Annotated in this window: 25 protein-coding genes; 3 read left to right on the forward strand and 22 right to left on the reverse strand. The window is 55.5% G+C overall.

Annotated features, from left to right (window positions below):
• Positions 1–10: 10 nt before the first annotated feature.
• From B150_RS0106220 to B150_RS22190, 3 genes are all read right to left on the reverse strand, one after another.
• Positions 11–292: a chorismate mutase gene (locus tag B150_RS0106220; RefSeq protein WP_020399032.1), complete on the reverse strand. Its 282-nt coding sequence runs from the start codon at positions 290–292 to the stop codon at positions 11–13.
• 95 nt (positions 293–387) lie between these two features.
• Positions 388–1,254 (reverse strand): tetratricopeptide repeat protein, encoded by an 867-nt coding sequence (locus B150_RS0106225; protein WP_162139662.1) that lies wholly within the window; start codon positions 1,252–1,254, stop codon positions 388–390.
• Between the two features lie 360 nt (positions 1,255–1,614).
• Entirely contained in the window at positions 1,615–2,445 is an 831-nt protein-coding gene (locus B150_RS22190) for a phytoene/squalene synthase family protein (RefSeq protein WP_020399035.1), read from the reverse strand.
• A gap of 162 nt (positions 2,446–2,607) precedes the next feature.
• Here B150_RS22190 and B150_RS0106240 point away from each other — a divergent pair, with 162 nt between their 5' ends.
• On the forward strand, positions 2,608–3,195 hold the full coding sequence (locus B150_RS0106240) for a urate hydroxylase PuuD (protein ID WP_020399036.1): 588 nt from the start codon (positions 2,608–2,610) through the stop codon (positions 3,193–3,195).
• Positions 3,196–3,288: 93 nt separating this feature from the next.
• On the opposite strand, the gene B150_RS0106245 is transcribed toward B150_RS0106240, so the two are convergent.
• The 10 genes from B150_RS0106245 to B150_RS0106290 all read right to left on the reverse strand — a co-directional run bounded on the left by B150_RS0106245 (position 3,289) and on the right by B150_RS0106290 (position 14,866).
• The gene (locus B150_RS0106245; protein WP_020399037.1) at positions 3,289–3,897 is read right to left on the reverse strand and encodes a superoxide dismutase; all 609 of its coding nucleotides are present in this window, start codon (positions 3,895–3,897) and stop codon (positions 3,289–3,291) included.
• 110 nt (positions 3,898–4,007) lie between these two features.
• Positions 4,008–5,075, reverse strand: a complete 1,068-nt coding sequence (locus tag B150_RS0106250; protein ID WP_020399038.1) for a PepSY-associated TM helix domain-containing protein — start codon at positions 5,073–5,075, stop codon at positions 4,008–4,010.
• 18 nt (positions 5,076–5,093) lie between these two features.
• A complete protein-coding gene (locus B150_RS0106255; RefSeq protein WP_020399039.1) occupies positions 5,094–7,223 on the reverse strand; it encodes a TonB-dependent receptor in 2,130 nt (709 codons plus the stop codon).
• Between the two features lie 137 nt (positions 7,224–7,360).
• Positions 7,361–7,951 (reverse strand): gamma carbonic anhydrase family protein, encoded by a 591-nt coding sequence (locus B150_RS0106260; RefSeq protein ID WP_020399040.1) that lies wholly within the window; start codon positions 7,949–7,951, stop codon positions 7,361–7,363.
• On the reverse strand, positions 7,948–9,075 hold the full coding sequence (argC, locus tag B150_RS0106265) for an N-acetyl-gamma-glutamyl-phosphate reductase (protein ID WP_020399041.1): 1,128 nt from the start codon (positions 9,073–9,075) through the stop codon (positions 7,948–7,950). The genes B150_RS0106260 and argC overlap by 4 nt, the downstream gene beginning before the upstream one ends.
• Before the next feature lie 99 nt (positions 9,076–9,174).
• Positions 9,175–10,044, reverse strand: coding sequence for a flagellar motor stator protein MotA (gene motA / locus B150_RS0106270; RefSeq protein ID WP_020399042.1), 870 nt, complete (start codon positions 10,042–10,044; stop codon positions 9,175–9,177).
• Between the two features lie 157 nt (positions 10,045–10,201).
• Positions 10,202–10,819, reverse strand: coding sequence for a redoxin domain-containing protein (locus B150_RS0106275; protein WP_020399043.1), 618 nt, complete (start codon positions 10,817–10,819; stop codon positions 10,202–10,204).
• Between the two features lies 1 nt (position 10,820).
• Positions 10,821–12,905: a protein-disulfide reductase DsbD family protein gene (locus B150_RS0106280; RefSeq protein WP_026168234.1), complete on the reverse strand. Its 2,085-nt coding sequence runs from the start codon at positions 12,903–12,905 to the stop codon at positions 10,821–10,823.
• Positions 12,906–13,091: 186 nt separating this feature from the next.
• The gene (locus tag B150_RS0106285) at positions 13,092–14,495 is read right to left on the reverse strand and encodes a M28 family metallopeptidase (protein WP_020399045.1); all 1,404 of its coding nucleotides are present in this window, start codon (positions 14,493–14,495) and stop codon (positions 13,092–13,094) included.
• 29 nt (positions 14,496–14,524) lie between these two features.
• On the reverse strand, positions 14,525–14,866 hold the full coding sequence (locus B150_RS0106290; RefSeq protein ID WP_020399046.1) for a 5-carboxymethyl-2-hydroxymuconate Delta-isomerase: 342 nt from the start codon (positions 14,864–14,866) through the stop codon (positions 14,525–14,527).
• Between the two features lie 182 nt (positions 14,867–15,048).
• Between B150_RS0106290 and B150_RS0106295 the strand changes: the two genes are divergently transcribed.
• Positions 15,049–15,618 (forward strand): hypothetical protein, encoded by a 570-nt coding sequence (locus B150_RS0106295; protein ID WP_020399047.1) that lies wholly within the window; start codon positions 15,049–15,051, stop codon positions 15,616–15,618.
• Between the two features lie 40 nt (positions 15,619–15,658).
• Here B150_RS0106295 and B150_RS0106300 read toward each other — a convergent pair whose 3' ends face one another.
• The 3 genes from B150_RS0106300 to B150_RS0106310 all read right to left on the reverse strand — a co-directional run bounded on the left by B150_RS0106300 (position 15,659) and on the right by B150_RS0106310 (position 17,135).
• Positions 15,659–16,084, reverse strand: coding sequence for a DUF4399 domain-containing protein (locus B150_RS0106300; protein WP_020399048.1), 426 nt, complete (start codon positions 16,082–16,084; stop codon positions 15,659–15,661).
• Between the two features lie 71 nt (positions 16,085–16,155).
• Complete coding sequence (locus B150_RS0106305) at positions 16,156–16,518, reverse strand: cupin domain-containing protein (RefSeq protein ID WP_020399049.1); 363 nt, start codon at positions 16,516–16,518, stop codon at positions 16,156–16,158.
• Positions 16,519–16,598: 80 nt separating this feature from the next.
• Positions 16,599–17,135: a PAS domain-containing protein gene (locus tag B150_RS0106310; protein WP_020399050.1), complete on the reverse strand. Its 537-nt coding sequence runs from the start codon at positions 17,133–17,135 to the stop codon at positions 16,599–16,601.
• Positions 17,136–17,246: 111 nt separating this feature from the next.
• Between B150_RS0106310 and def the strand changes: the two genes are divergently transcribed.
• Positions 17,247–17,870, forward strand: a complete 624-nt coding sequence (gene def, locus B150_RS19950; protein WP_020399051.1) for a peptide deformylase — start codon at positions 17,247–17,249, stop codon at positions 17,868–17,870.
• 33 nt (positions 17,871–17,903) lie between these two features.
• Here the strand turns inward: def and B150_RS0106320 are convergent, their stop codons facing one another.
• The 6 genes from B150_RS0106320 to rplM all read right to left on the reverse strand — a co-directional run bounded on the left by B150_RS0106320 (position 17,904) and on the right by rplM (position 21,846).
• Positions 17,904–18,488 carry a hypothetical protein gene (locus B150_RS0106320; protein WP_020399052.1) on the reverse strand — a complete coding sequence of 195 codons (585 nt, stop codon included), beginning with the start codon at positions 18,486–18,488 and terminating at the stop codon, positions 17,904–17,906.
• Between the two features lie 84 nt (positions 18,489–18,572).
• Positions 18,573–19,127: an aspartyl/asparaginyl beta-hydroxylase domain-containing protein gene (locus B150_RS0106325; protein ID WP_020399053.1), complete on the reverse strand. Its 555-nt coding sequence runs from the start codon at positions 19,125–19,127 to the stop codon at positions 18,573–18,575.
• 115 nt (positions 19,128–19,242) lie between these two features.
• Complete coding sequence (locus tag B150_RS0106330) at positions 19,243–19,932, reverse strand: acetyltransferase (protein ID WP_020399054.1); 690 nt, start codon at positions 19,930–19,932, stop codon at positions 19,243–19,245.
• Positions 19,933–20,030: 98 nt separating this feature from the next.
• Positions 20,031–20,693, reverse strand: a complete 663-nt coding sequence (locus B150_RS0106335; protein ID WP_020399055.1) for a YiaD family glycine zipper/OmpA-like lipoprotein — start codon at positions 20,691–20,693, stop codon at positions 20,031–20,033.
• Positions 20,694–20,905: 212 nt separating this feature from the next.
• The gene (gene rpsI / locus B150_RS0106340; RefSeq protein WP_020399056.1) at positions 20,906–21,382 is read right to left on the reverse strand and encodes a 30S ribosomal protein S9; all 477 of its coding nucleotides are present in this window, start codon (positions 21,380–21,382) and stop codon (positions 20,906–20,908) included.
• A 5-nt stretch (positions 21,383–21,387) separates the two neighbouring features.
• Complete coding sequence (gene rplM / locus B150_RS0106345; protein ID WP_020399057.1) at positions 21,388–21,846, reverse strand: 50S ribosomal protein L13; 459 nt, start codon at positions 21,844–21,846, stop codon at positions 21,388–21,390.
• Between the last annotated feature and the right edge of the window lie 195 nt (positions 21,847–22,041).

The raw sequence follows: 22,041 nt of genomic DNA on the forward strand, positions 1-22,041 counted from the left end.
CCGCGCGTGATTATTTGTCGTTGGAGTTCACTTTGTCCCATACGACAAATTCGTGCGCGATGCTCCATTCGATCAGGTGACGGTAAATGTCTTCGATGTAGCTCTCGTTGCCCGCATGTTCGGCAGCTTTGGCTTTGGCCTTATTGACCACATCTTCAATGCGCCATTCGTCACGCACAGTGCCGCGGTCAGATTTGATGTGACCTGCCTGCTTGATATACTCAAGCCTTTCCAGAAGAAGCGGCACGATCTCCCGGTCAACGCGGTCGATCTCTTCCCTGACTTCGCTCATGTTCTGGCACTGTTTCAACGACTTCATCCACTTGTGAACTTGCTTGCGAGGGGTTGTTAGCGCGATGCGACTTTCCCGACAAGGGGCAAATTGCCTCACGGACGTTTAAGGCGTTCCAGTGCTGACTTGGGGATACGGTCAAACATCAAGGCTTCAGCCTGTTCCTGCGCGTTCAACTTTGGCAACAGCTCAAAAAAAGAGCGCAAGCTGTTTGCTTCTTCGGTGGTCATGGCTCCACGGGCGATATGCAGGGCGGCATCCTTCTGGCCCGAAAGAGCGTAGATGCTTGCGAGGCTTTTTTGCGCGCTCAGCTGTGCTTCAGGTCGGTCCATAGCTTTCTTTAATATGGCAACGGCCGTCTCAAATTCTCCGTCAATGGCATAGGAAAGTGCAAGGTGATTAAGCAGGTCGCCCTGGATAGGGTTTTGTTGGAGCCCAAGGTCGAAATATTGCCGCGCGGCCTCTTTCTCACCGCCCACAAACGCAAGCCTTCCTGCGAGGTCCAGCATCTCAGGACGTGCAGCGCCAGCGCCAAGAAGTGGTGCAAATGCTTCACTTGCGTCAACGTATTGGCCGTTCGCGATCAGTGCCTCAACATATTCAGCTCTTACTTCGCGGGAATCCGGGTGCTGCTCAAGCAGTGTTTTGAGCTGCGCGATGGCGATACTCGCCTTACCAAGCGGAATGAGCACGCGCGCGAGCGCTATCTTCGCACTAACGAGGTCCGGTGCTGCTGCAAGCGCCTGTTCATAAAGCGCCAGCGCACCAGCATAATCCCCCGCCCGCTCGAAGCCCTCGCCAACCTTCACTAAGCCTTCGGGATTGTTGCTGGCGAGATTGTTGCGCGCCTCTACCGAGACTGGGCCAACACCCTCGTTTGCATGCTTTGATGGGCCAGTCGTACAGGCCGAGAGCATCGTAAGCGACATCGCGATAGTGCATAGAGGTTTGAAACAACGCATCATTTTCCCCTGAAAAGCGCGAATCCTTTAATTCTTGGGTTTTATGCCCATATAGGGTATAGTCTTAAGTGTTGAGAGAGCGTGTGTCATGGGTAAACGCACGCTGTTGGAGCAAATAATATGGATATTCAAGGCGCATCCACGGCGAGCAGTGCTGAAGTATTTTCGGCTGGTCGATCCGGGTCACTTGAGTCAGCTGCGTCAGAGCGTAAAGCTGCAGAGGATTCTGCTGTTGAACGCAAAGAGGTTGAGCCGTCCTCGACCGGCCCTGGCGTGGGTGAAAAAGTAGACATCCAAGCCTAGCGCTTGCCATATAATCATTTGGCCTGCAAAGTTCAGCTTTGCGGGCTTTAAGTGTTTCTAGAAAATATGATATGCGGCCAACGCGACAAGTTTGCGCAGGTTGCCATCTTCATGGTCCGCCATCCTAAACGGGCTGCCGCCGGCCCGCTTGAGGGCTTTCAGGTGCCTGCGTGTGAGCGCGTTGATCGCGAGCATTGGCCTGACAGATTTATCGGTCGGTTTGCCGGAAGCGTACATGATTTCCCGGTCCACATAGGTCTTGGCCGGTGTCAATAGTGGTTCCAGCTGTTCTTCAAGCTCTTGTGCGCTCCGACCTGTCAGGCCCTGCGTGGTAGCACCCGTGACTGAGAAAGCCTTTGTATCTGCGATTTGGTACGGTAATGCCCTCAGGACCCCGAGCATCGCCCAAGCGCGTCCGCTGGCGCGCACGAGTTCGGCATCGGTCTCATTCAAATCATTAACAATTATGCGGGCTGCTGCTTCATGAAGCGCGCCCCCCACCATATCGGCATAACCTTCAAGCGTTGAGATGCCGGTTTCAACCTCCATCTCAAGGTCCCTCGCCCGGCCGTCGATGACCGTATCCAGCAGCGGCCTGATAGTGCTGAAATTTGGAATAGCATTCAGGCCGAGAACAACGAGGTGCTCCCGCGGTGTGCCTGCCGTTATACCCTCAAGCGCTTCACGCCACCATTGCAGCCGAATTTCACCAATCATGGGCTCAGAGACACTCTCACGCGTCTTTGCCACCTCCTGATTGAAGGCAAACAGCGCCCAAAGATGTGGCTGCGCGCTTGCGGGCGCGAACAGGCTCACATAATAGCGTTCGGGATCATCCTCGCGCGTCATGGCGCGGCAGTATTCGGTAATGTCGGTCAGGTTTTGCATGCGCGGAAGATGGCGATTTGGCGGGCCAAAAGCAACAGGCTTTTGCTGCGTGAAGTCTGCACGCGTTTGGGCCGAAACTCGTTTTGCTTGTTAAAACATGACCTCAGCAGTAAGATTTAGGTTCCATTTAGGGAATTGCATTCGCAATGGGGAGGTTAGGAAATGGATAAAATTCTGGGTTCACTTCAGAATACGGTCATCGCTGGCTTCATTCTGGTCGTTGTCATTATTGCAATAATGACGAAGGGTTTTGCCGGCGTCGCTTTTGATCCTGCGTTTTTTGCGCGCTATATTCACGTGCTCTCGGGCGTGATGTGGATTGGTCTCCTTTGGTATTTCAACTTTGTTCAAATACCAACCATGCCGTCCATCCCGGACGAGCTTAAACCTGCTATTGGCAAACATATCGCTCCAAAAGCACTTTGGTGGTTCCGTTGGGGCGCCATGTTCACACTTGCAAGCGGCCTATGGCTCGCGACAGCCAATGGCTATGTGGTTGACGCGCTTTCGCTGTCTGAGAACTTCCGCCCGATCGGTATCGGCATGTGGCTCGCCATCATCATGTGGTTCAACGTCTGGTTTGTGATTTGGCCGAACCAGAAGGTGGCCCTAGGTATCGTGGAAGCTGATGCAGCTGCCAAACCGGCTGCAGCGCGCAAAGCCATGCTGTTCAGCCGTACCAACACGCTTCTGTCTATCCCCATGCTCTATTGCATGGTGAGCGGCCAGAACGGTGGCGCTGGCTGGTAAAGCCTCACTACTCATCAAATTTAAAGGGCCGGGAAATCTCCCCGGCCCTTTTTCATTGCATCGGCGCTCTTCTCTCAGCCTGGCGGGCCGCCCTTATGCCTTAGCAGCAGAAAGGTTTGCAGCCGCGAACTGCCAGTTCACCAGCTTACCGAGGAAAGTCTCGATATAGTCCGGACGCCGGTTCTGGTAGTCGAGGTAATAAGCGTGTTCCCAAACGTCCATCGTCAGAAGCGGCGTGTGACCATCGGTCAGCGGGCACTCAGCATTTGGCGTTTTGGTGACTTCAAGCTTGCAGTCTTTATTGAGCACAAGCCAAGCCCAACCGGACCCGAACTGTGTTGCACCAGCTTTTTTGAAGGCGTCCACGAAATCAGCATAGCTGCCAAAATCTGCATTGATTTTTTCAGCCAGCGCGCCGGTTGGCTCGCCACCACCATTTGGCGCCATGGAGTGCCAGTAGAAAGTGTGGTTCCACACTTGTGCGGCGTTGTTGAAGATACCGGCTTTGTCGGCTTTGCCCGCTGTAGCGACCATGATTTGCTCAAGGCTTTTGCCTTCAAACTCGGTGCCTGCAACAAGTCCGTTCAGGTTGGTTACATAGGCATTGTGGTGTTTACCGTGGTGAAAGCCCAGGGTTTCCGCCGAAATATGCGGCTCGAGTGCGTCCTGCGCGTAGGGGAGATTAGGCAGTTCAAAACTCATGATTCTATACCTCTCGTTTTAGCAAAAAACATTGGTGGGCAATAAGTTGGGATGTCTTGCTATCGAAACAAGGGGGCAAAATCAATGCCACAGGCATCAAAATTTCATTATTATTTGGTGGCAGCCACCACGCGGCGTGCGCGTTTGCGCTTCAGGTAAGCGCTGACCCCGGCATAAGCGAGGAAAAAGCCGCCCAACCCCGTGAGCACAACAATGAACTGCCAGATAGCGCTACCGGTTTTACCAGAATGCAGCGGGTAGATGCTGTCAGCGATATTGTGGCCAAGGCCGGCTTCGGGTGCGTCGTAAAAACTGACCGTCCCAGCCTGAGGGTTCACTGTAACTGTGCTGCGGCCATTGGGGTGCCATTCACGCGGCATCTGCAGACGCAGGCTATAAGGCCCCTCTTCCGTGCGTTTTGGAATGTAGATGGTGGCGAGGGCATCGGGGAATTCCGAAGCCTTGCCACTGAACAGTGCGCGCTTTGGTTCCGCTGCGAGTTCCACCACCTGAGTGCGGGTCGGCTTTTCACCGCCAAACATTGCTGTCAGACCATTCCGCACAGGCGTGGAGTAGATCATCGCGGCACCAGTGATGGTGTTCAGGACCAGGAGTGGCGCGACGATCGCGCCCAATGTCACGTGGCTTAGTCGGTACGCGCTCGCTTTGCCGTTTGCCGGAATGACATTGCGGATGCGAAAGCCTTTTCGCCACGGCCACCAGAGATATACCCCGCTCAAGAGCATCAGCGTGGCGACGATGCCGAGGATACCAACAATCTCCTCGCCGGTCTCACCAGCCGCCAACCGGTGGTGAATATCAAAAAGCACAGTAAAGAAGCCTACCATGCCCAGCGGATCATTCACCGGGACAAGGCTATCGGCGTTCAACAGGATTTCCTGTTTGTCCTTGAGGTAGACCTTGTAGGCATTCATGCCGGGGCGCGGCAGCTTGACCGAACGCACACCAATTATGGCATACTGACCTTCAATCTCCGCCAGTTTTGCCGCCTGAGCTTCGGGCGACAAGGCGACGACCTCCCCGCGCACTTCAGGAATGAACCGCGCGAGGATCTGGTCTTTATAGGTCAGCGCCGCACCAGTTCCTGCCATCACCAGCATATATACGGCGATCAGGAGACCGGCGAGCTGGTGAAGACGTTTGAGCGTGCGGCGCATGTTCCAGGCTACCCGAGCTTAGAAATCAGCTTGGTAAGACAGCGTGATCGCGCGGCCACGGCCTGCGAAATAGCGGTCGCCACGGGTCGTGCCAGCCTGCGAATAATACGTGATATACTGCTTATCAAAGAGGTTCTGGACACCAAGCTGCAGCTTGCCTGCCTCCATGCGATAGGACATGGACAGATCTACAAGGCTGTAGCCGTTGAATTCTGCAGCAAGTGCGTCTGCCGCATTGGTGAAGTCGCGGTCAAAGAGGTGCGAGAGCTGCACCCGGCCCGACCAGTCGCCGTAGGCATAGGTTGCGAACACATTCAGGCGGTTCGGTCCGATGTTTACCGCATCAAGGTCGGCATCGAGTACGCCATCGTCGTTGGTGTCCACACGGCCTTTCTGGACCGCGAGGTTCGAACCGACGCGGAACTCTTCCGTCACCGCATATTCAGCCAGCGCTTCAAGGCCACGGATGCGGGTTTTCTCGCGCTGCACACGCAGGAAACCGTCCGCATCAGCCACATAACGTGCGCCTTCCGAAGATTTGGACTGGAACACGCTGACCTGTGCGAAGAAGCGGTCAGACGTGAAGGTGGTGCCTAGCTCGATATTGTCGGCCTTGATCGGCTTGAGGTCAAAGAGGTCATCGACCGTCACACCTTCAGTATTGATACCGCGCAGGACACGACCAACATCGGCCATCGTGAAACCTTCGGAGTAGGACGAATAGAAGGTCCAGCCAGCCACGGGCTCAATCACAACACCGGCGTTGATCAGCAGGTCATCAAACGACGGGCTGCCACCACCAACGGTCAGTACCTGGAAATCACTGCGGTTGCCGGCAAGTGTCTGGTAGTCGTCCACATTCAGCTTGGCATTCTCGTAGCGCAGGCCACCAGATACGGTGATCATCTCGCTCACCGGGAATTCAGCCTGCACAAACGGTGCGATATTCTCGAACTTGGTTTCTGGCACCCAGTTGCGGTCGGTGAACATAAGGCGCTGGAAGGTTTTATCGTGCAGATAGTCGACACCGGTGAACATGTTCACACCGCTGTCCGCGATATTCTGCTTGTCCCATGTCAGGCGTGCGCCTTTCTTCTCGGAATTGTTTTCCGACTGGTCGAACAGTGTGCCAACCGGCGCAATGGCCGGATCCTGGAAGCTACCAAAGGTGCCGCCACCGAAGCTGGAGCGGAAGTCCTGCGCATACAGCTGCAGGGTCAGCGTGCCGCCCGCAACAGCCTTGTTGCTATAGTCGAGCGACATGGTGGTCACATCGTTGGTCGCAGGCTCACCTTCAAGCGCGCCTTTGGCGGCCGTCGCCGGTGTGCCCGTGGCCGGGTCGCCGGCCACCGTGCCCCAGTCACCGTCGCCCGAGAGTTCAAAGTCGTTGATGGTGAACTGGATGCGCTGGTCTTCTGTTGGCTCAAAACCAAGTTTGGCGAAAAAGTCGCGCTGTTCACTGTCGCCAAGGTCGCCTTGCGTCTGGTCCACACCAATGGTGCGGCCTTCGCCATCATACATCACGCCGCGTTTGTGGTAGCTGACAGAGGCGAGATAATCGAACTTGCCGATTTTCTGCGTCGCGTACACGCTGCCGCGGTATTCAAAACCATCGCTCTCAAAATCGTCAGTCGTGGTGATACCTGCCTGAATGCCGAGTTTCAGGTCGCCGCTATCATCCGGCTTTTTGGTGACAAAGTTGATGATACCACCCGTGGCACCAAGACCCTGGATGGCGTTCGCGCCGTGGATAACCTCGATACGCTCAACCACCGCCATATCAATGGTATAGCCATCGCGGGAGCCATCACGCAGCGGGTTCGATTGCGGAACACCGTCAATCAGGTAAAGCGGGCTGCGACCACGGAAGCTTTCACCAAAACCGCTCAGTTTCTGGCGGCTTGGTGAGAAGCCGGGCACCAGATTCGCGAGGATGCCGGACGTGTCTGTCGCGAGCGTGAGTTGCTCCTCAAGGTCTTCCGCGCTGATCACAGTCACCATGTTGGGGATGCTGCTCACCGGCTTCGGTGTGCGTGTTGCTGACACCAGCACTTCTTCAACCGGGCTAACTTCCTCTGCCACAGCATAAGGGGCAACCAGCACGCTCGAAAGCAGTGCCGACACAAACAGATTATGGTTGGAAACCATGGTAACGCTCCTCTGAACCTTATTGGCGCTTGTGCGCCTTCAGCCTTTATCTGAAGCGTCAATTACTAATAATGCGAATGCTTTGCAATAGCGTGAATACAGGAAAGCCGCACCTGAGACAAAATGACCACAGTCTGTCAGGGATACGGCTTGTCTGCGCTCTCGCCTAAGCTATCAAGCCGGTGCTGGTCCGCGAGCCTGCGGTAATGCTCGGCCATGCTGCGATTCTTCTCAAGCTCTGCGTCGGTGACCTTGCGCATGAACTTGGCTGGTGAGCCTGCCCACAACTCCCCTGCTCCCACCGTTTTGCCCGGCGTGAGCATGGCACCGGCCGCGAGCATGCCGTCGCTCTCAATAACCGTATTGTCCATCACAATTGCGCCCATGCCGACAAAGGCATTGTCCTTGAGTGTGCAGCCATGGAGCATGGCCATATGCGCCACCAGCACGTCGTTGCCAATGGTTGTGGGAAAGGTGCGTGTGCTGACATGGATGACGGTGCCGTCCTGGATGTTGGAACGCGAACCGATGCGGATGGAGTTTACGTCGCCGCGCAGCACGCAGTTGTGCCAGACGCTTGTACCTGGGCCAATTTCCACGTCCCCAACCACTTGGGCGCCGTGGAAGATGTAGGCATCGCCCGCAACACGCGGCCACATGCCTTTGAAGGGCGTGAGCCGCCCCCCAAGTGCAGTTTCCTTATAAAGTGGGCGCTGACCCCCACTCATGGGAACATGGCAACCTGTTCGATGCCTGTGCCTTCTGGCAGGCCGAGCATGAGGTTCATGTTTTGGATTGCCTGACCGGACGAGCCTTTCACAAGGTTATCGATCGCGGCAATCACAATTGCCCTGCCCTTCAGCCGGTCTTCAAACACGTTGATCACGCAGCCGTTGGAGCCACGAACCATACGGGTGGCGGGCATAACCTTCTCAGGCAGCACAGAAACAAACGGCTCATCTTTGTAGAAGTCTACCAGATAGTCCTTGATGCTGGCGGCTGTCTGGCCGTCCTCAAGTTTCACATAGATGGTCTCAAGCTCGCCCCGGTTCATCGGCACGAGGTGTGGCGTGAAGCTGATGGAAACCTCTGTGCCTGCAGCAAGCGAAAGCTCCTGCTCGATCTCTGGCATGTGGCGGTGATGGCCGACACCGTATGGGTGCATAGCCTCAGACACTTCAACAAAGAGGTTCGGTTCCTTGAGCGAACGACCCGCACCTGACACGCCCGACTTGGCGTCAATAATGATATCCTCACCCTTGATGCGTTTGCCGCGCAGGAGCGGCACGAGCGACAGCAGCGCTGCCGTCGGGTAACAGCCCGGGCATGCTACAAGTGCCGCACCGCGGATTGCCTCACGGTTCAGCTCCGGCAGACCGTAAACAGCCTTGGGCTGCAGCTCAGGTGCGCCGTGTTCGCGGCCATACCAGTCGGCGTAGGTGTCAACGTTGCGCAGGCGGAAATCGGCTGACAGGTCGACAACTTTTACTTCCCCTTCGAACGAGGATGCGAGGTCAGCCCGTGTTTCAACGATCATCTCGTCAAGGAGGCTATGATTCGTCGCGTGCAGTAGGCCTTTGATAACTTCCTGGCTCGTGGCATGCGGCAGCGCGCAGAATACCACGTCAAGCTCGACCGCAGGCCATTCAACTTCGTCAATGCCGATAAGGTCCGGCAGGTCAAGGTTCATCAGGTGCGGGAATACGTCACCAATCGGCATGCCGGCCTTTCGCTCTGCCGTCATCAGCGCGATCTCCACATTGGGGTGACGCACAAGAAGGCGTACGAGGTCAGCCCCCGTGTAGCCACTGGCACCTAGAATACCGACCCGGAATTTCTTGCTTTCAAGCATTGTATCGACCCTTTGCATGTTTGATGCACACTATATAGCGAAAAGCGCGACCATTTTGAGGCATGGCCGCGCTGACGTCATTGATTTTTTTGTAAAATATCAGATGTCTGGCGGCAACTCTGCAATCGCTTCCTCCAGCTCAACAAATGTTGGCATCAGGTGCGACGGCACGTTACGTCGGCCCAGTTCCACAGAAATCTGCGGCGGGTTGCCCTGAAGTTGCGAGACAAGCACGATACGGATAATCGTGAAAAACTGCCCGTCTTCCTGCAGGATTTGATTAAGACGACCGGCAATCGGGCCAATCATCAGATATGAGAGGAAAATACCAAGGAAGGTACCAACAAGCGCGCTACCGACCATACCGCCGAGCACTTCCACAGGCTCAGCAATCGCCGCCATGGTTTTGATGATACCCAGAACCGCCGCGACGATGCCTACTGCCGGCAGGCCGTCGGCCATGGTTTGCAGCGCGTGCTGCGGCTCGTGCTCTTCGGCGTGGTGTTTTTCGATGTCCGCGTTCATCGCGTCTTCCATCTGGTTCGGATCATCGAAGTTCATGGTGAGCATGCGCACATAGTCGCAAATGAACTCAACAACATGGTGATCCTCAACGATGCGCGGAAACTGCTGGAAAATCTTGGATTCTTCGGGGTTCTCGATATGCGCCTCGATCGCGACGACACCCTTTGTCCGGATGGTCTTGCAAAGCAGGAACATGAGGCACAGAAGGTCGCGGTAGTCATCCGCTTTCCAGTGTGGCCCCTTCATCACCTTGCCGATGCCGCCAAGCGACTTCTTGATAACCCCGGTCGAGTTGGCACTGATGAATGCGCCGATGGAGCCGCCGAAGATGATCATCAGCTCAAACGGCAACGCTTTGACGATGATACCAAACTTGCCGCCCGCAAGGGCAAACCCGCCGAATACCATCACAAGGACGACAACTAGACCAATTATCAGGAACATACGGTGTGATTGCCCCGCGTTATAAATTCAAGCCCCATCCGAAGTGCCGGATGAATGCATCTTACAGTGCATTCAGTCTCAATCAATAGGCTTAACACACCCTTAATTCCATGTAACTTCATGAAATTAAGGGCATGTGTTCCGCAATGGGACGTTTTCAGTCCGCATATTTGACTGAACAGCCGTAAGGCTTGGTGCTGGTTTCAGCAATTGTTTCGCCAGCCTTCAACGCTTCCCATGCGGCAAGCGCGTAGTTTTTGGCGCCCTCGAGTGAGGATTCGCGCGCGGATGGCTGGTCATCAATGGCGCCCATGTACTGCAGCGTGCCGTCAGCATCGATCAGGAACATATGCGGTGTCGTTTTGGCCTTATAGAGCTTGCCGATGGTGCCGTCGGGGTCCAGCACGATGTAATCCGCATATACGCCGCGGCTTTCGCTTAGGTCATTGGCTTCGTCCGCACTCACATAACCCTGTTGGCCTGGTGCGCTGGAGATAACGGAAATCCACGTAACACCATCTTCGGTTAGCGCTGCCTGCGTGCGCTGCATGTTGCCGCTGTTATAGTGTTTCTTCACATAGGGGCATTCGTGGTTGGTCCATTCAAGCATGACCGGCTTGCCACGAAAGTCCTCAAGGCTGATGGTGGCCCCGCCACTTGTGGTGCCCTCAAAGAGCGGTGCTTCCTTGCCGACGACCGGATCAGCGAGGGCACCAAAAGTTAAACCAGCACTCAAGGAAAACAGCACAAGTAATTTTGATATAGAGCTTTTCATTCTATTCACTCCCGTTGATTGCGCTGAATACAGCGCCCTTGGTCAGTAGTTCCGGCAGCACTACGGCTTCGCCGCTGCCTGCCGGGAAATAGAGGTACAGCGGCACACCTGCACGGCCATAGCGCGCCAGCACTGCGGCAATTTCTGCGTTCCTGTTGGTCCAGTCGCCCTTCAGCACAGTGATGCCACCACCTTTGAATGCCGCCTGAACTTCATCTGTTGCGAGCACGACACGTTCATTCACTTTGCAGGTGATGCACCAATCGGCGGTGAAATAGGCGAAGACTGGCTTGCCCTCGTCCACCAGTTCCGCAACACGTTGGTCGCTATAGGGCTGGCTATCTTCTGCGACCTCCGCCGCTTGTTCCGTGAGGTCGCCCCAAGGCTTGCTGGCAATAAACGCCACGCCACCCAACACAAACAGAATAGCGAAAGCGCGTAATACTTTGCCCTCGCCTTGTTTGGAGAGCCAGATGCCAAAAATGCTGGTGATAAGTCCCGCAAGCAGCAGAAGCGTAGCGACCGCGCCGACCTGACGGTCAAAGATGTAGAGGAGCCATGCAGCCGTGAGATAAAGCGGGAACGCCAGTGCTTCCTTCATTTTCTCCATCCAAGCGCCGGGTTTTGGCATCAACCGCGCGAAGGCGGGAATGAAGGACAGGGCTAGGAACGGCAGCGCAAGGCCAATGGCTAGCAGGCTGAACACCACAAACACGGTAATAAGCGGCTGGGTAAGCGCAAAACCGATGGCTGGCGCCATCAGTGGCGCAGTGCAAGGCGTGGCGACCAGTGCGGCGAGTACACCTTTGAAGAAGGCGCCCTGGATTCCCTCGCGGGCGGCGAGCGTTTGGCCGGCGCTTTCTGCACCAAAGCTGATGTTAAAGAAGCCGGAGAGAGACAGCGCGACGAAGGTCATGAGCACCATCATCAGCGCGACAAACAGCGGTTCCTGCAGTTGGAAGCCCCAACCGATGGCTGCGCCCCCTGCCCTTAACGCTACCAGCACGCCCACTATCACCATAAAGCTGACCCAAATGCCGAGGGTGTAGGCAACACCTTCAAGACGGCGGTTTGCCTCGGTTTTATAGTTGGCTGACAGAAAAGCGAAGGCCTTGAGCGACAGGACCGGGAACACGCACGGCATCAAATTCAGGATCAGTCCGCCAAACAGCGCAAAAAGCGCGGCTTGCCAAAGTGGCATGCTGGCGGCATCCGGCAGGATGACTGTCTGGCTATCTGGCGCGGTTGCCATGGTGGTCAGTTTGGGCTCAATCTCGAAGCCAACACGCCGGTCACCTGCCAAATTCAGAACCAGAATTCCGCTTGCATTTGAAGGAGTTGCGGTACCTTCTTCGCGCGGCATGGAGAGCTTGAGGCCATCATCAGCCCACTTCCATGACTGTGGCGCTGCATAGGCAACGACACCGTCCTGACCTGAGAAATAGTGAGTACTTTCAATGCCCTCCACATCGCCCTGTGTCATGAAGACGGTGAGGATGGAAGCTTCATCGTCGACTTCAAGCGAGGATGACCAGTAGGACGGTTCCGGCAGTTTTGCGCGAGTTTTGACAAAAAGCTCAGTGTTTTCAGTGACTTTGTCACCGCTGCCCTGTGTGCGGTCCAACGTGAGCGTGGCGAACTGCGGTACACACTCGACCTCGCAGATCAGCCATTCAGCCTCTAAAATCAAGGGCTTATCTTCGATCTGCGCACCGGTTTCAAGCTTCACCAGCATGACAGACGCACCGTGATAACCATAGTTCGCGAGCGGACCTACGGGAATGATTTCCGGTACTGAAAACAAAGGCTTACCCGCCGTGACACCCGCCGGCAACTGCCAGTCAAGAATGGGTGCGGCGCCACTGTCGCCAGGGTTCTGCCAGTAGGAATGCCAGCCCTCACGGGGTTCAATTTCAACCGCAAGCCATTGAGAAGACGATGGTTTTAGCCCATTCCGTTCGGCATAAACACGCATGGTGCTATGACTATCCGACGCTTCGGCAAGTGGTGTCGCAGCATGAACCGCAATCGGCGCAGCCAGAGACAGTGACAGGCAGAACATCAAGGAAATCAGTCGCTTTAGCACAGGAACCTCACTGGTGATTGGTGAGATTGATGTATAGCACGCGGCTGAATTTCGTCACGTCACATCTGTGTCAGAAGTGTGCGAAAAGTGTGCGGGATCTGTGCGGGGAATGCGCGGAACTTGTGCGGAAAAATCACGAGGCCCGCACAAGGGTATGCACGGGCCTCGTTTACTCTAAAAGCAATTTTACTCGGCTGCTTTGACGCTGTCAAATGCGCCCATGGGGCCCGGGAATACGACCGGGCTTTCGAGGCCATCATTAGCGACCGATGCCACGCCGAAGAAATAGTTGTCTACGACAACATTCTCGAGCGTATGGGTGCGCGTGTCGGCGGGTACAAAATGGCTCCACTGCCACTGGGCGTCGGTGGTCAGGCGCCAGTAGATGCGGAAGCCCTTGAGGTTCGCGCGTTCTTTCTCGTCACCGCGGATATCCCAGCTGATGGTGGTGGACGGCTGAACCGCGCCCGAAAGCTTCACATCCGCAGGGAATGGCGGCGCGCCGGCCATGGAAGCCAAGGTCACAACGTTGAGTGCGGTCAATTTGCGGGCATAGTCAAAGTTCACGCCCTCGATCACGTCGCCGTATTTGATGCCGTTCTCGGTACGCAGGTCCTGGTGCTGGCGGTTATAATTCTCGTTGGTTTCCATGATACGAACGCCGGGCCAGCCGGCTTCGTTTAACGGACGGTGGTGCCCACCACGGCTGAAGCGGTCCAGCCGGTAGATCATCATGACATCGAGGTTGGGGATATAGTCGTCCGCCAAACGGTCCACAAGGCGGGCGATATTGCGGCTTGGGCTATCAACCTCGCCGCCCGAGAAGCGCCGAATGCGGGCCTCTTCCGCGGTTTCGTTATCGCGGGTGCCTTCGGAGAACACACGCGCGGTTGTGTTGTCGACCACACCGTTGATGCCTTCGATATTGCCGATCATGTCGTTATTGAGCACGCCCATGATGCGCCAGCCTTTTTCCTTGGCGTGGTCGGCGAGGATACGGCCGCCATAAAGCCCCTGCTCTTCGCCCGAGAGGCCTGCATAGACGATGGTGCCCGGGAATTTGGTCTGGCACAGCACACGCGCGGCTTCCATAGTGCCAGCCATGCCTGAGGCATTGTCGTTCGCGCCGGGGCTGTCATCGGTGAAATTGAGCGGATCAGACACACGACTGTCGATATCGCCCGACATGATGACAACACGGTCGGGGTCAAGGATGCCGCGCTGAACGGCGATGACGTCCACGATTTCGGTCGGTTCCGGTACACGCCGGCCGGTGACGGTGTCAGAGATGGTGTAAACCTCAAGCTTGGCGGTACAGCCCTCGTTGATGCGCTTGAACTCCGCCTCAATCCAGCGGCGTGCCGCACCAATGCCCCGGGTTTCCGACTTGGTATCGGACAGTGAATGGCGGGTGCCGAAGGAAACGAGCTTGCGGATATCCGCCTCAATGCGGCCAGCCGAAACTTCAGCCACCATTGTGTGCAAGCGCTGGACTTCGGTTGGCGGATCAAGGTGGTCATCGGCCAGTGTGCCGGACGCCGAGAGCGCCAGAATGCCAGCCGCGGTGAAAACAGACTGTTTGAATTTCATCAGTCCCCCCTTTTTGTGTTTATGGTCGGTTATCTGGTTATCTTGCTATAGACCGCCCTGTCCATGTCACGGCAATCAACACTCAGTGAGTGAGGCGCAAAGCCGGCGGCGGTCATATGATCCAGAAGCGTGTTGGCAAGCAGTTTCTGCGTGGCGTGATCACGGCCAGACAGCAGATACACGGTGACATGAATGAAGCTGCCGGGCTTGCCGCCCACAAGGCCATGACTGCAGGCATAGGCGCGGGTTTTGATGTCATCTTCACCAAAAAGGCCAGACGCCAGCGCACCCTTGTGGGCCGCAAGCATCATTTGCTCCACTGCTTTGGCGTCAAAATCGGCATCGCTATACTCAATCACCAGATGTGGCATGTGGCCCGTCCCTTGAAAGCAATTACATGATGCCCGCTACCATACTGAGGGGCGCGTATGGCGCAAACAGTATTTTCCGCGTTCAGTTGCACCTGGCACTTCAAGAACAAGAACGATTCCTACCTTGTAATGATTCGCAATTGCGGTACCATGGGGTTGTATAGACACAAGGAGTGATTGACATGAAATCTTTGTACAGTTTCACGCTTGCTGTTGTTCTTGGTGCACCAATCTATGCCGCAAGCCCTGTCCAACCTGCATCCATGGATGATGCTGGCCTCACCTCTGTGTGTGGTGCTGTCCCGGAGGCGCCAGCTAAAGTACGTCAGGCGTCTCGCCCCGAGGCGCTGACCCGCAAAGGCAAGGCGTTCCTGCGCGATGTGGATGCTTGGCTTACGTGTAGCGAGGCACTGTCAGTCTCACTTCAATATCAGTTGGATGACATGCCGGAAGGCGACGCCAAAACTGTAACGATTGCAACGCATGACGCTGACTTCGCAGCACAATACGAGCTCTTGAACGCCGAGCTTTTGCAGTTTGAACAGCGCGCCAATGCCACGCAGGCAAAGCTCAAAACCAGCAATATTGTCAACGCGCGCATGCAGACCCGTTGCACTCGCGCTGACCAAATGCTGCGTCAATGTTTTGACCGCAATGGCTCCTTCCAGTCACCACTGGGGTCGGTCACACGGCAACGCCTCGCTGAACCAGTAACCGTTCAGAAGCAAACGCCGCCAACCTTCGGCAGGTAAGCGGCGCACCGTAGAGCTATATCATTACCGTTACGGAAGGCTATTCCGTGACGGTGATGGTGATCTTCTTGGAGCTGACCACTGGATTATGCGGGATGTGGTTCATATCCCCCAGAAGCAGCTGGAGCGTATGAGTGCCCGGCGCAAGCGTGACTGTGGTTTCGGTCTGACCACCACCAAAGTGAATGTGGTTTTCATCCATCGGGATGTTTTCATCCAGCGGCGGCAAATCCGTATCGATAATCAGGTGATGGTGCCCGGTATTCGGCTTGTCCGTACCCGCAGGGGCAACACCCATGCCTTTAAGGCCAAAACGCACTGTCACAGGGCCTTTGACTGTGTCGCCGTCTTGCGGGGTGATGAAATAAACCGCAGCACCTTCGGCTGACGGCGTCGCATCATTGGCAAGTGCACTTGCGGCTGGCATGAACGCGCCAAGGGCAAGAGCAATCAGCATTTTTTTCATGAAACATCTCCGAGCAATTTTGATAACGCCCTACTATTTCATATCTCATGGTTAATGGCTAGGTGGGCACGTTAGCCCTTCAAAGCAATAACGTAGAGTTTACGACAGTCTTTTACCGTCTCCCACGTCCCTTTGAAGCCTTCCGCGATGGTGAAGCGGTCGCCAGCAACGAAGCGGCTTTCGCTACCCTTCTCGTCCGTCAGAACAACCTCGCCTTCAAGCAAGTGGCAGAACTCTTCTTCGCCGGTATAGTCCACGCGCCACTTACCAGCCGTTGAGGACCAGAAGCCGGTGAAGAACTTCTCGTCCGCCGAGGTGAAGTGGTTTTCCGTCCGCTGCTGCGGAGAGCCGGCGATCAGCTTCTCTGCGGCCACGGGGTCTTCGTCGATGTTTGCTTTAGTTTGGTCAATATTGAGTACGCCGTGTGCCGACATGGGATTTGCCGCGTTTATGTCTGGATGTGGTGACGTTCGCCTTTGCCGAGATAAAGCGCAAGAAAAATGTGATCACATTGCTATTTTTCGACACTATCAATATGCACATGGGCGAAGAAGTGGCTGATGATATGCCCGTCATCCGCGAGCGGTACCATGAGCACAGTCACGCCAAAATACGGCACTGAAGGATCCTTCCGGTGGGAGCGTCCAACGACCGGCCCCATGGTGTCGAGGCATATGTTGGCGAGCTCAAGTGCGCGTTTCGCGGCTACATGGTCGGCGAAATTGCGTACGGTGCCGCCGCCTGCTTCGCCGTAAAACCAGGAAACTTTGGTGCCCATCAGTCGGACCTTGATATCAAGCAGTGTCCCGGTGGCAGAACGGCTAGGCTCAAGGATCAGCACATAGGGCAGCATGCGCTTCATCTCTGCCGGATTGAGCGCCGCACGCGCGGCAAAACGCATGCCGTCCCCGGTGCGGCGATGAATATAGTCCAAGAGCCACGCAGCGTCATCGCTCAAGCTGGCGCTTTCACCAGCGCCCAGCGGCGTGACATCAAAACCCGCAAGTCCGTGATTGATTTTACCCGATACGCTACTTTGGAATGACGACATTCCCACTCCCACACTTTACACATGACAGCGCTAAAAGGCGGCTGTTCAACTCCCGAGATTGAGCGTAATGTGCCGGACGTTAAAATGATCTTACCAGAAAGCACTCTATTTATGTCGACCCTTGAGCTTGTGATCGCCCCTAACCCGATTTTCCGCAAAAAGGCTGAGCCTGTTGCCAAAGTGGATGATGAAATCCGCGATGCTGCCCGGCAGATGCTGGACATCATGTATATGAACCGGGGCATCGGGGTTGGCGCCAACATGGTCGGCCTTCTGAAACGCATTGTGGTGCTTGATCTGCAGCTTGAAGGCAAACGTGAGCCAATGGTCTTCATCAATCCGGAGATTGTCTGGAAATCGGATGCGACGACGACGCGTGAAGAGGCCTCGCTTAGCTTTCCCGGCATTTCGGCGGAAGTGACGCGCCCTGATGCCGTGCGTGTTACCTATCTTGACCTCGAGGGCAATGAACAATCGCTCGATTGTGACGGCTGGCTCTCTACCGTGCTGCAGCATGAAATGGAATATCTCGATGGCCGCACCTACCTTGACCATCTCTCAAAAATGAAGCGCGACGTGCTTATCCGCAAGATGCAGAAATATGTGAAGCAGTCAGGCTTCCATGTGCACGGCCCAGGCTGCAGCCATGGTCACGATCATCATCACCACCACCACCACCATCATGACCATGATCACGGTCATGTGCATGGCCCGGACTGTGACCACGACCATTAGAGGTCGTGGGTCGCTCGCGGCCAGTGAGTACTTTTAAATGCGCAGACCGTGGCGGTCGATGATCGCGCCCAGCGCATCGCGGTGCGCCGCCACTTGTTCATATACCCACGTGTAGTGATCTTTCTGCCAATAGGCCAGGACCTCGGCAGCCGTGTCATCGCCAAAGATCTTTCTCATGGCGTCAATCTCCAGATAACAGACGATCACATGCATGTAGGTGGCATCTTCGTCGTCTGAGCCATAAGGAAAGCCGGTTTTTGCCGGGCCCAGAAGCTTGGCGATCTCGGCCTTGGCGGCTTCTGTCGCATCACGGTTGGCGGTGAGATGCCAGTGGATCTGTTCATGCAGGTAGGTGGAATAGAGGCTGGGCAGGTACTCAAGGTTGCGAGTGTGCAGGGTCAGCACCGGGTGGCTGTGCGGGATGGTGCGCAGATCGACATGAAGCCTGTTCGTGAACATCCAGCTTGAGACATCGTGGCTGTCGACAAAGTCTTGAATGGCCTCGCCCGTCGCGATCTCGCGCTCGTGGTTGTTCTCTGTCGTGATCTCAAGCTCTGTGGCGACCGCGCCAAAGCTGATGGCGGCCATCATTGCAACGCTTATGAGCGCTCTCTTCATACCAGTCTCCTCGCATGCCCATTATTGTGATTGGCGCTGACGGTACTGAGCATCAGTTTTGCTGTAAAGACTGGGCTGTGAAAGCTACTGGATGAAGCCGTCCTGTGGCGGCACATAGTCGAAGATCAGGTGATAGCGGTCAGCGCCGCCCTCATTCACAACGCTATGGTCGAGAAGGTTGTTGAGCTCATAGCCCTGACCGACCTCAAGTTTGTAATTTTCGCCGTCAATGGTGAACACAACGCCGTCATTAGTCTGAAGCGGTACATGGATACGGTGGCCAACCGCAAATGAAGGTGCTGCATCATAGTGCTCTTCAATGACGCCACCTTTGACAAGGTTTGCCACCATGGCGCGGATGATCGCGCCGCCCGGCGGGTAATGATCACGTACAATTTTCTCGATGATAGGCATGGCAAGATGAGCCACCACGTCCCAGCCCGGATAACGGGCCAGCCGGATGTCTGGCCAGCCTTCGGAGAAGATCATCACAATGGATTTGGTGTGTCGGTGCACGTCAAAGCGTTTCTGGCGAATATCACAGAGGTCCCACACCTCAGGTTTCAGCGTTTGAACGTGTGAAATAAGCGCCTGGCATTCAACTGCGCCAAGCTCCCGGATCGGTACGCCGATATCCATGGAAAACTACCTCTCTGTACGACACAACAGCGGTCATTCTCCATAATCTGGCAGGGTAGTCAACGAAGGATATAAACCAATGATATATAACTGGTTTAGTGCCGACGAAGGGACGTTAGCCTTTTCGCTCAAGCGGACGTGCCGGGTTGCCCACGACAACGGCACCAGCGGGCACGTCTTTTGTCACCACGGCACCCATGCCAACGATGGCGCCTTTGCCAATACGTAGCGGCCTCTCAAGGCTGCCTTGTTTGAGCACGGCGCCTGTGCCGATATAAGCATGGTCTTCAATATGTACATTGCCATTGCAGCTGACGCGCGGGGCAAAGGTGACAAAGTCACCAATTACGCAGTCGTGGGCAACATAGGAATATATATTGGCGTGGAAGAAGCGGCCGATGCGAGCGTTGGACGTGACAACCGTGTTCGCGCAAAAGAGTGCTCCTTCACCGATGGTATTCGCGTCCAGAAAGTCGGCACTGTGTGATGCGAGGGACAGCGGTGCTGCGCCGCGGCTGATGCAGCGCTCGGCAATCGTCTCGCGCGCTTTTGAATCCGCGATGGCGATGTTGAAATAGCGTTTGCTGGCATCAAGGGCAAAAAAGGCCTCCTCAGAGACGACTGGATAGCCGTTGACCTGAGAGGCCTTTGGTTCTGTCTCGATGAAAACGAGTTTCAGCGCGTGGCCCGTGTCCTTAAACCTGCGCGCCAGGATTGGCATGACTTCCCGGGCGAAGCCGCCCGCGCCATAGATGCCAAGGACCGCTCCGTTTTCGATGTCGTTCGCTGCCAGAAATTGCCGCATGGGAATGCCCTGCCCCCTCGTTCATGTATCTCGGTTGATACATATAACAGGATCGGCAGGGCATGCCAGCCTTCGATATGAGCGAGGCCTTGCGCACGTTATTCCACAACCGGCGACAGCGCGATCTCGACACGGCGGTTCTGCGCGCGACCGCTCGGCGTATCGTTTGATGCGATCGGGTACTGCTCACCAAAGCCGCGCACAACAAGGCGTACTGGCTCAACACCCTTTGAGGTCAGCACACTGGCGACAGCCTCGGCACGGTTCTGCGAAAGCTGAAGGTTATAGCTGTCGGAGCCCGTACTGTCGGTGTGACCCATCACATCCACATAGGTTTTTTCATATTCATCCAGCACGAGGGAGACCGAGTGCAGCACATCCATGAAGTCCGCCTTCACCACGCTGCTATCGGTATCGAAGGTAATATTGCCCGGCATATTGAGGATGATATTGTCCCCGTCACGTACCACTTGCACGCCTGTACCCTGAAGCTGCTGGCGCAATTTTTTCTCTTGCTGGTCCATGTAGAACCCAACACCGCCACCCACAACGGTACCGATGCCGGCGCCAATCAGCGCTGCCTTACGCTTGTTGGACCCACCAACAATCACGCCGCCCACGGCACCCGCGGCTGCGCCGATTGCGGCACCGATTGCGGTGTTGGATACCTTTTTCTCACCCGTATAGGGGTCGGTCGTACAAGCCTGTACAATAAAGACACTGCCCAGCAGAAGGCTGATGGTTTTCATGTTCCTGTGCATCTTGCGCTCCTCAGATCAACATTTTGTCGGATGCTAGCCTCATCCTCATAAACATTCGGCCCTAAGAGAAATGCTGACGCGTAAAGAAGTGATAAATATGGCAAACGTCTCGCCAAATGCAAAAAGGCCGCCCCGGGGGACGGCCTTTTGATACTCTGAACAGAATATCGTGGTACTCGAAACTGATACTCGGAACAAAAACTCGTGTGCGCTTAACGCTTGGAGAACTGGAAGCTCCGGCGGGCTTTTGCCTTGCCGTACTTCTTACGTTCAACAACGCGGCTGTCGCGAGTAAGGAAGCCAGCAGCCTTGAGGGCGCCGCGCAGTTCCGGCTCAGCGAGCTGAAGCGCTTTGGAGATGCCGTGCTTTACCGCGCCAGCCTGGCCGGAAAGACCGCCGCCTTTTACGGTAGCGATAACATCATATTGGTTTTCGCGGCCAGCAACCTGGAAGGGCTGGTTCACGATGAGACGGAGCGTCGGACGTGCGAAGTACACTTCCTGGTCGCGGCCGTTTACGGTCACTTTACCGGAGCCCGGTTTAACCCATACGCGAGCAACAGCGTCTTTACGCTTGCCGGTTGCGTAGGAACGGCCCTGGTCGTCAACAACCGGCTTGCGCTCTTCGGTTGCGGCGAGAGCAGCGTCAGCTGCACCAGTGATTTCTTTGAGATCCTGAAGGTCGGCCATGTCGCTTACCTCTTATTCTTCGGGTTCATTGCGCCAACATCGAGAGCCTCGGGGTTTTGCGCAAGGTGCGGATGGTCGGTACCGGCATAGACGCGCAGGTTGCGCATTTGCTGGCGGCCCAGCGGGCCTTTCGGGATCATGCGCTCAACAGCTTTTTCGATCACACGCTCCGGGAAACGACCGGTGAGGATTTCACCAGCAGTTGCGGACTTGATACCACCAGGGTGGCCAGTGTGACGGTAGTAAACCTTGTCAGCAAGTTTCTTGCCGGTCAGCTTTACTTTTTCAGCGTTGATAACAATCACGTTGTCACCGCAATCCATGTGCGGGGTGTACGTGGGCTTGTGTTTCCCGCGAAGAACAACAGCAATGGCCTGTGCCAGACGACCGAGGACTACGTCCTGTGCGTCAACTACGAGCCATTTCTTCTCGATCTCCGAAGGTTTTGCGGAATAAGTTTTCATCGCAATTTTTGCCTCGGTTACCGGAAATCCGGTGTTAAACTCAAACGCACACGAGCCCGAATACAGGGGATCGCTGCGCATTGGCCGGGAATATATGCATATTTTGAGCGCTGTCAAATGCTTTGTTTCAGGCTTTTCGCGAAATAATATAATAAAAACAACAGCTTGATAAAACGGTATATAAATACCCCATCA

Origin of the sequence: Kordiimonas gwangyangensis DSM 19435 = JCM 12864 (genome assembly GCF_000375545.1) — a bacterium.
In the GTDB taxonomy this organism is placed as follows: Bacteria; Pseudomonadota; Alphaproteobacteria; order Sphingomonadales; family Kordiimonadaceae; genus Kordiimonas; species Kordiimonas gwangyangensis.

Coding starts and splice junctions, on each gene's coding strand:
- B150_RS0106320 (WP_020399052.1), bottom strand. CDS start 18,488: ATGAAGAGAGCGCTCATAAGCGTTGCAATGATGGCCGCCATCAGCTTT.
- B150_RS0106290 (WP_020399046.1), bottom strand. CDS start 14,866: ATGCCACATCTGGTGATTGAGTATAGCGATGCCGATTTTGACGCCAAA.
- B150_RS0106275 (WP_020399043.1), bottom strand. CDS start 10,819: ATGAAAAGCTCTATATCAAAATTACTTGTGCTGTTTTCCTTGAGTGCT.
- B150_RS0106255 (WP_020399039.1), bottom strand. CDS start 7,223: ATGGTTTCCAACCATAATCTGTTTGTGTCGGCACTGCTTTCGAGCGTG.
- rplM (WP_020399057.1), bottom strand. CDS start 21,846: ATGAAAACTTATTCCGCAAAACCTTCGGAGATCGAGAAGAAATGGCTC.
- B150_RS0106245 (WP_020399037.1), bottom strand. CDS start 3,897: ATGAGTTTTGAACTGCCTAATCTCCCCTACGCGCAGGACGCACTCGAG.
- B150_RS0106305 (WP_020399049.1), bottom strand. CDS start 16,518: ATGTCGGCACACGGCGTACTCAATATTGACCAAACTAAAGCAAACATC.
- B150_RS0106225 (WP_162139662.1), bottom strand. CDS start 1,254: ATGCGTTGTTTCAAACCTCTATGCACTATCGCGATGTCGCTTACGATG.
- B150_RS0106330 (WP_020399054.1), bottom strand. CDS start 19,932: ATGCGGCAATTTCTGGCAGCGAACGACATCGAAAACGGAGCGGTCCTT.
- B150_RS0106335 (WP_020399055.1), bottom strand. CDS start 20,693: ATGCACAGGAACATGAAAACCATCAGCCTTCTGCTGGGCAGTGTCTTT.
- B150_RS0106240 (WP_020399036.1), top strand. CDS start 2,608: ATGGATAAAATTCTGGGTTCACTTCAGAATACGGTCATCGCTGGCTTC.
- B150_RS0106300 (WP_020399048.1), bottom strand. CDS start 16,084: ATGAAAAAAATGCTGATTGCTCTTGCCCTTGGCGCGTTCATGCCAGCC.
- B150_RS0106295 (WP_020399047.1), top strand. CDS start 15,049: ATGAAATCTTTGTACAGTTTCACGCTTGCTGTTGTTCTTGGTGCACCA.
- B150_RS22190 (WP_020399035.1), bottom strand. CDS start 2,445: ATGCAAAACCTGACCGACATTACCGAATACTGCCGCGCCATGACGCGC.
- def (WP_020399051.1), top strand. CDS start 17,247: ATGTCGACCCTTGAGCTTGTGATCGCCCCTAACCCGATTTTCCGCAAA.
- B150_RS0106220 (WP_020399032.1), bottom strand. CDS start 292: ATGAGCGAAGTCAGGGAAGAGATCGACCGCGTTGACCGGGAGATCGTG.
- B150_RS0106285 (WP_020399045.1), bottom strand. CDS start 14,495: ATGAAATTCAAACAGTCTGTTTTCACCGCGGCTGGCATTCTGGCGCTC.
- argC (WP_020399041.1), bottom strand. CDS start 9,075: ATGCTTGAAAGCAAGAAATTCCGGGTCGGTATTCTAGGTGCCAGTGGC.
- rpsI (WP_020399056.1), bottom strand. CDS start 21,382: ATGGCCGACCTTCAGGATCTCAAAGAAATCACTGGTGCAGCTGACGCT.
- B150_RS0106250 (WP_020399038.1), bottom strand. CDS start 5,075: ATGCGCCGCACGCTCAAACGTCTTCACCAGCTCGCCGGTCTCCTGATC.
- B150_RS0106325 (WP_020399053.1), bottom strand. CDS start 19,127: ATGGATATCGGCGTACCGATCCGGGAGCTTGGCGCAGTTGAATGCCAG.
- B150_RS0106260 (WP_020399040.1), bottom strand. CDS start 7,951: ATGAGTGGGGGTCAGCGCCCACTTTATAAGGAAACTGCACTTGGGGGG.
- B150_RS0106310 (WP_020399050.1), bottom strand. CDS start 17,135: ATGTCGTCATTCCAAAGTAGCGTATCGGGTAAAATCAATCACGGACTT.
- motA (WP_020399042.1), bottom strand. CDS start 10,044: ATGTTCCTGATAATTGGTCTAGTTGTCGTCCTTGTGATGGTATTCGGC.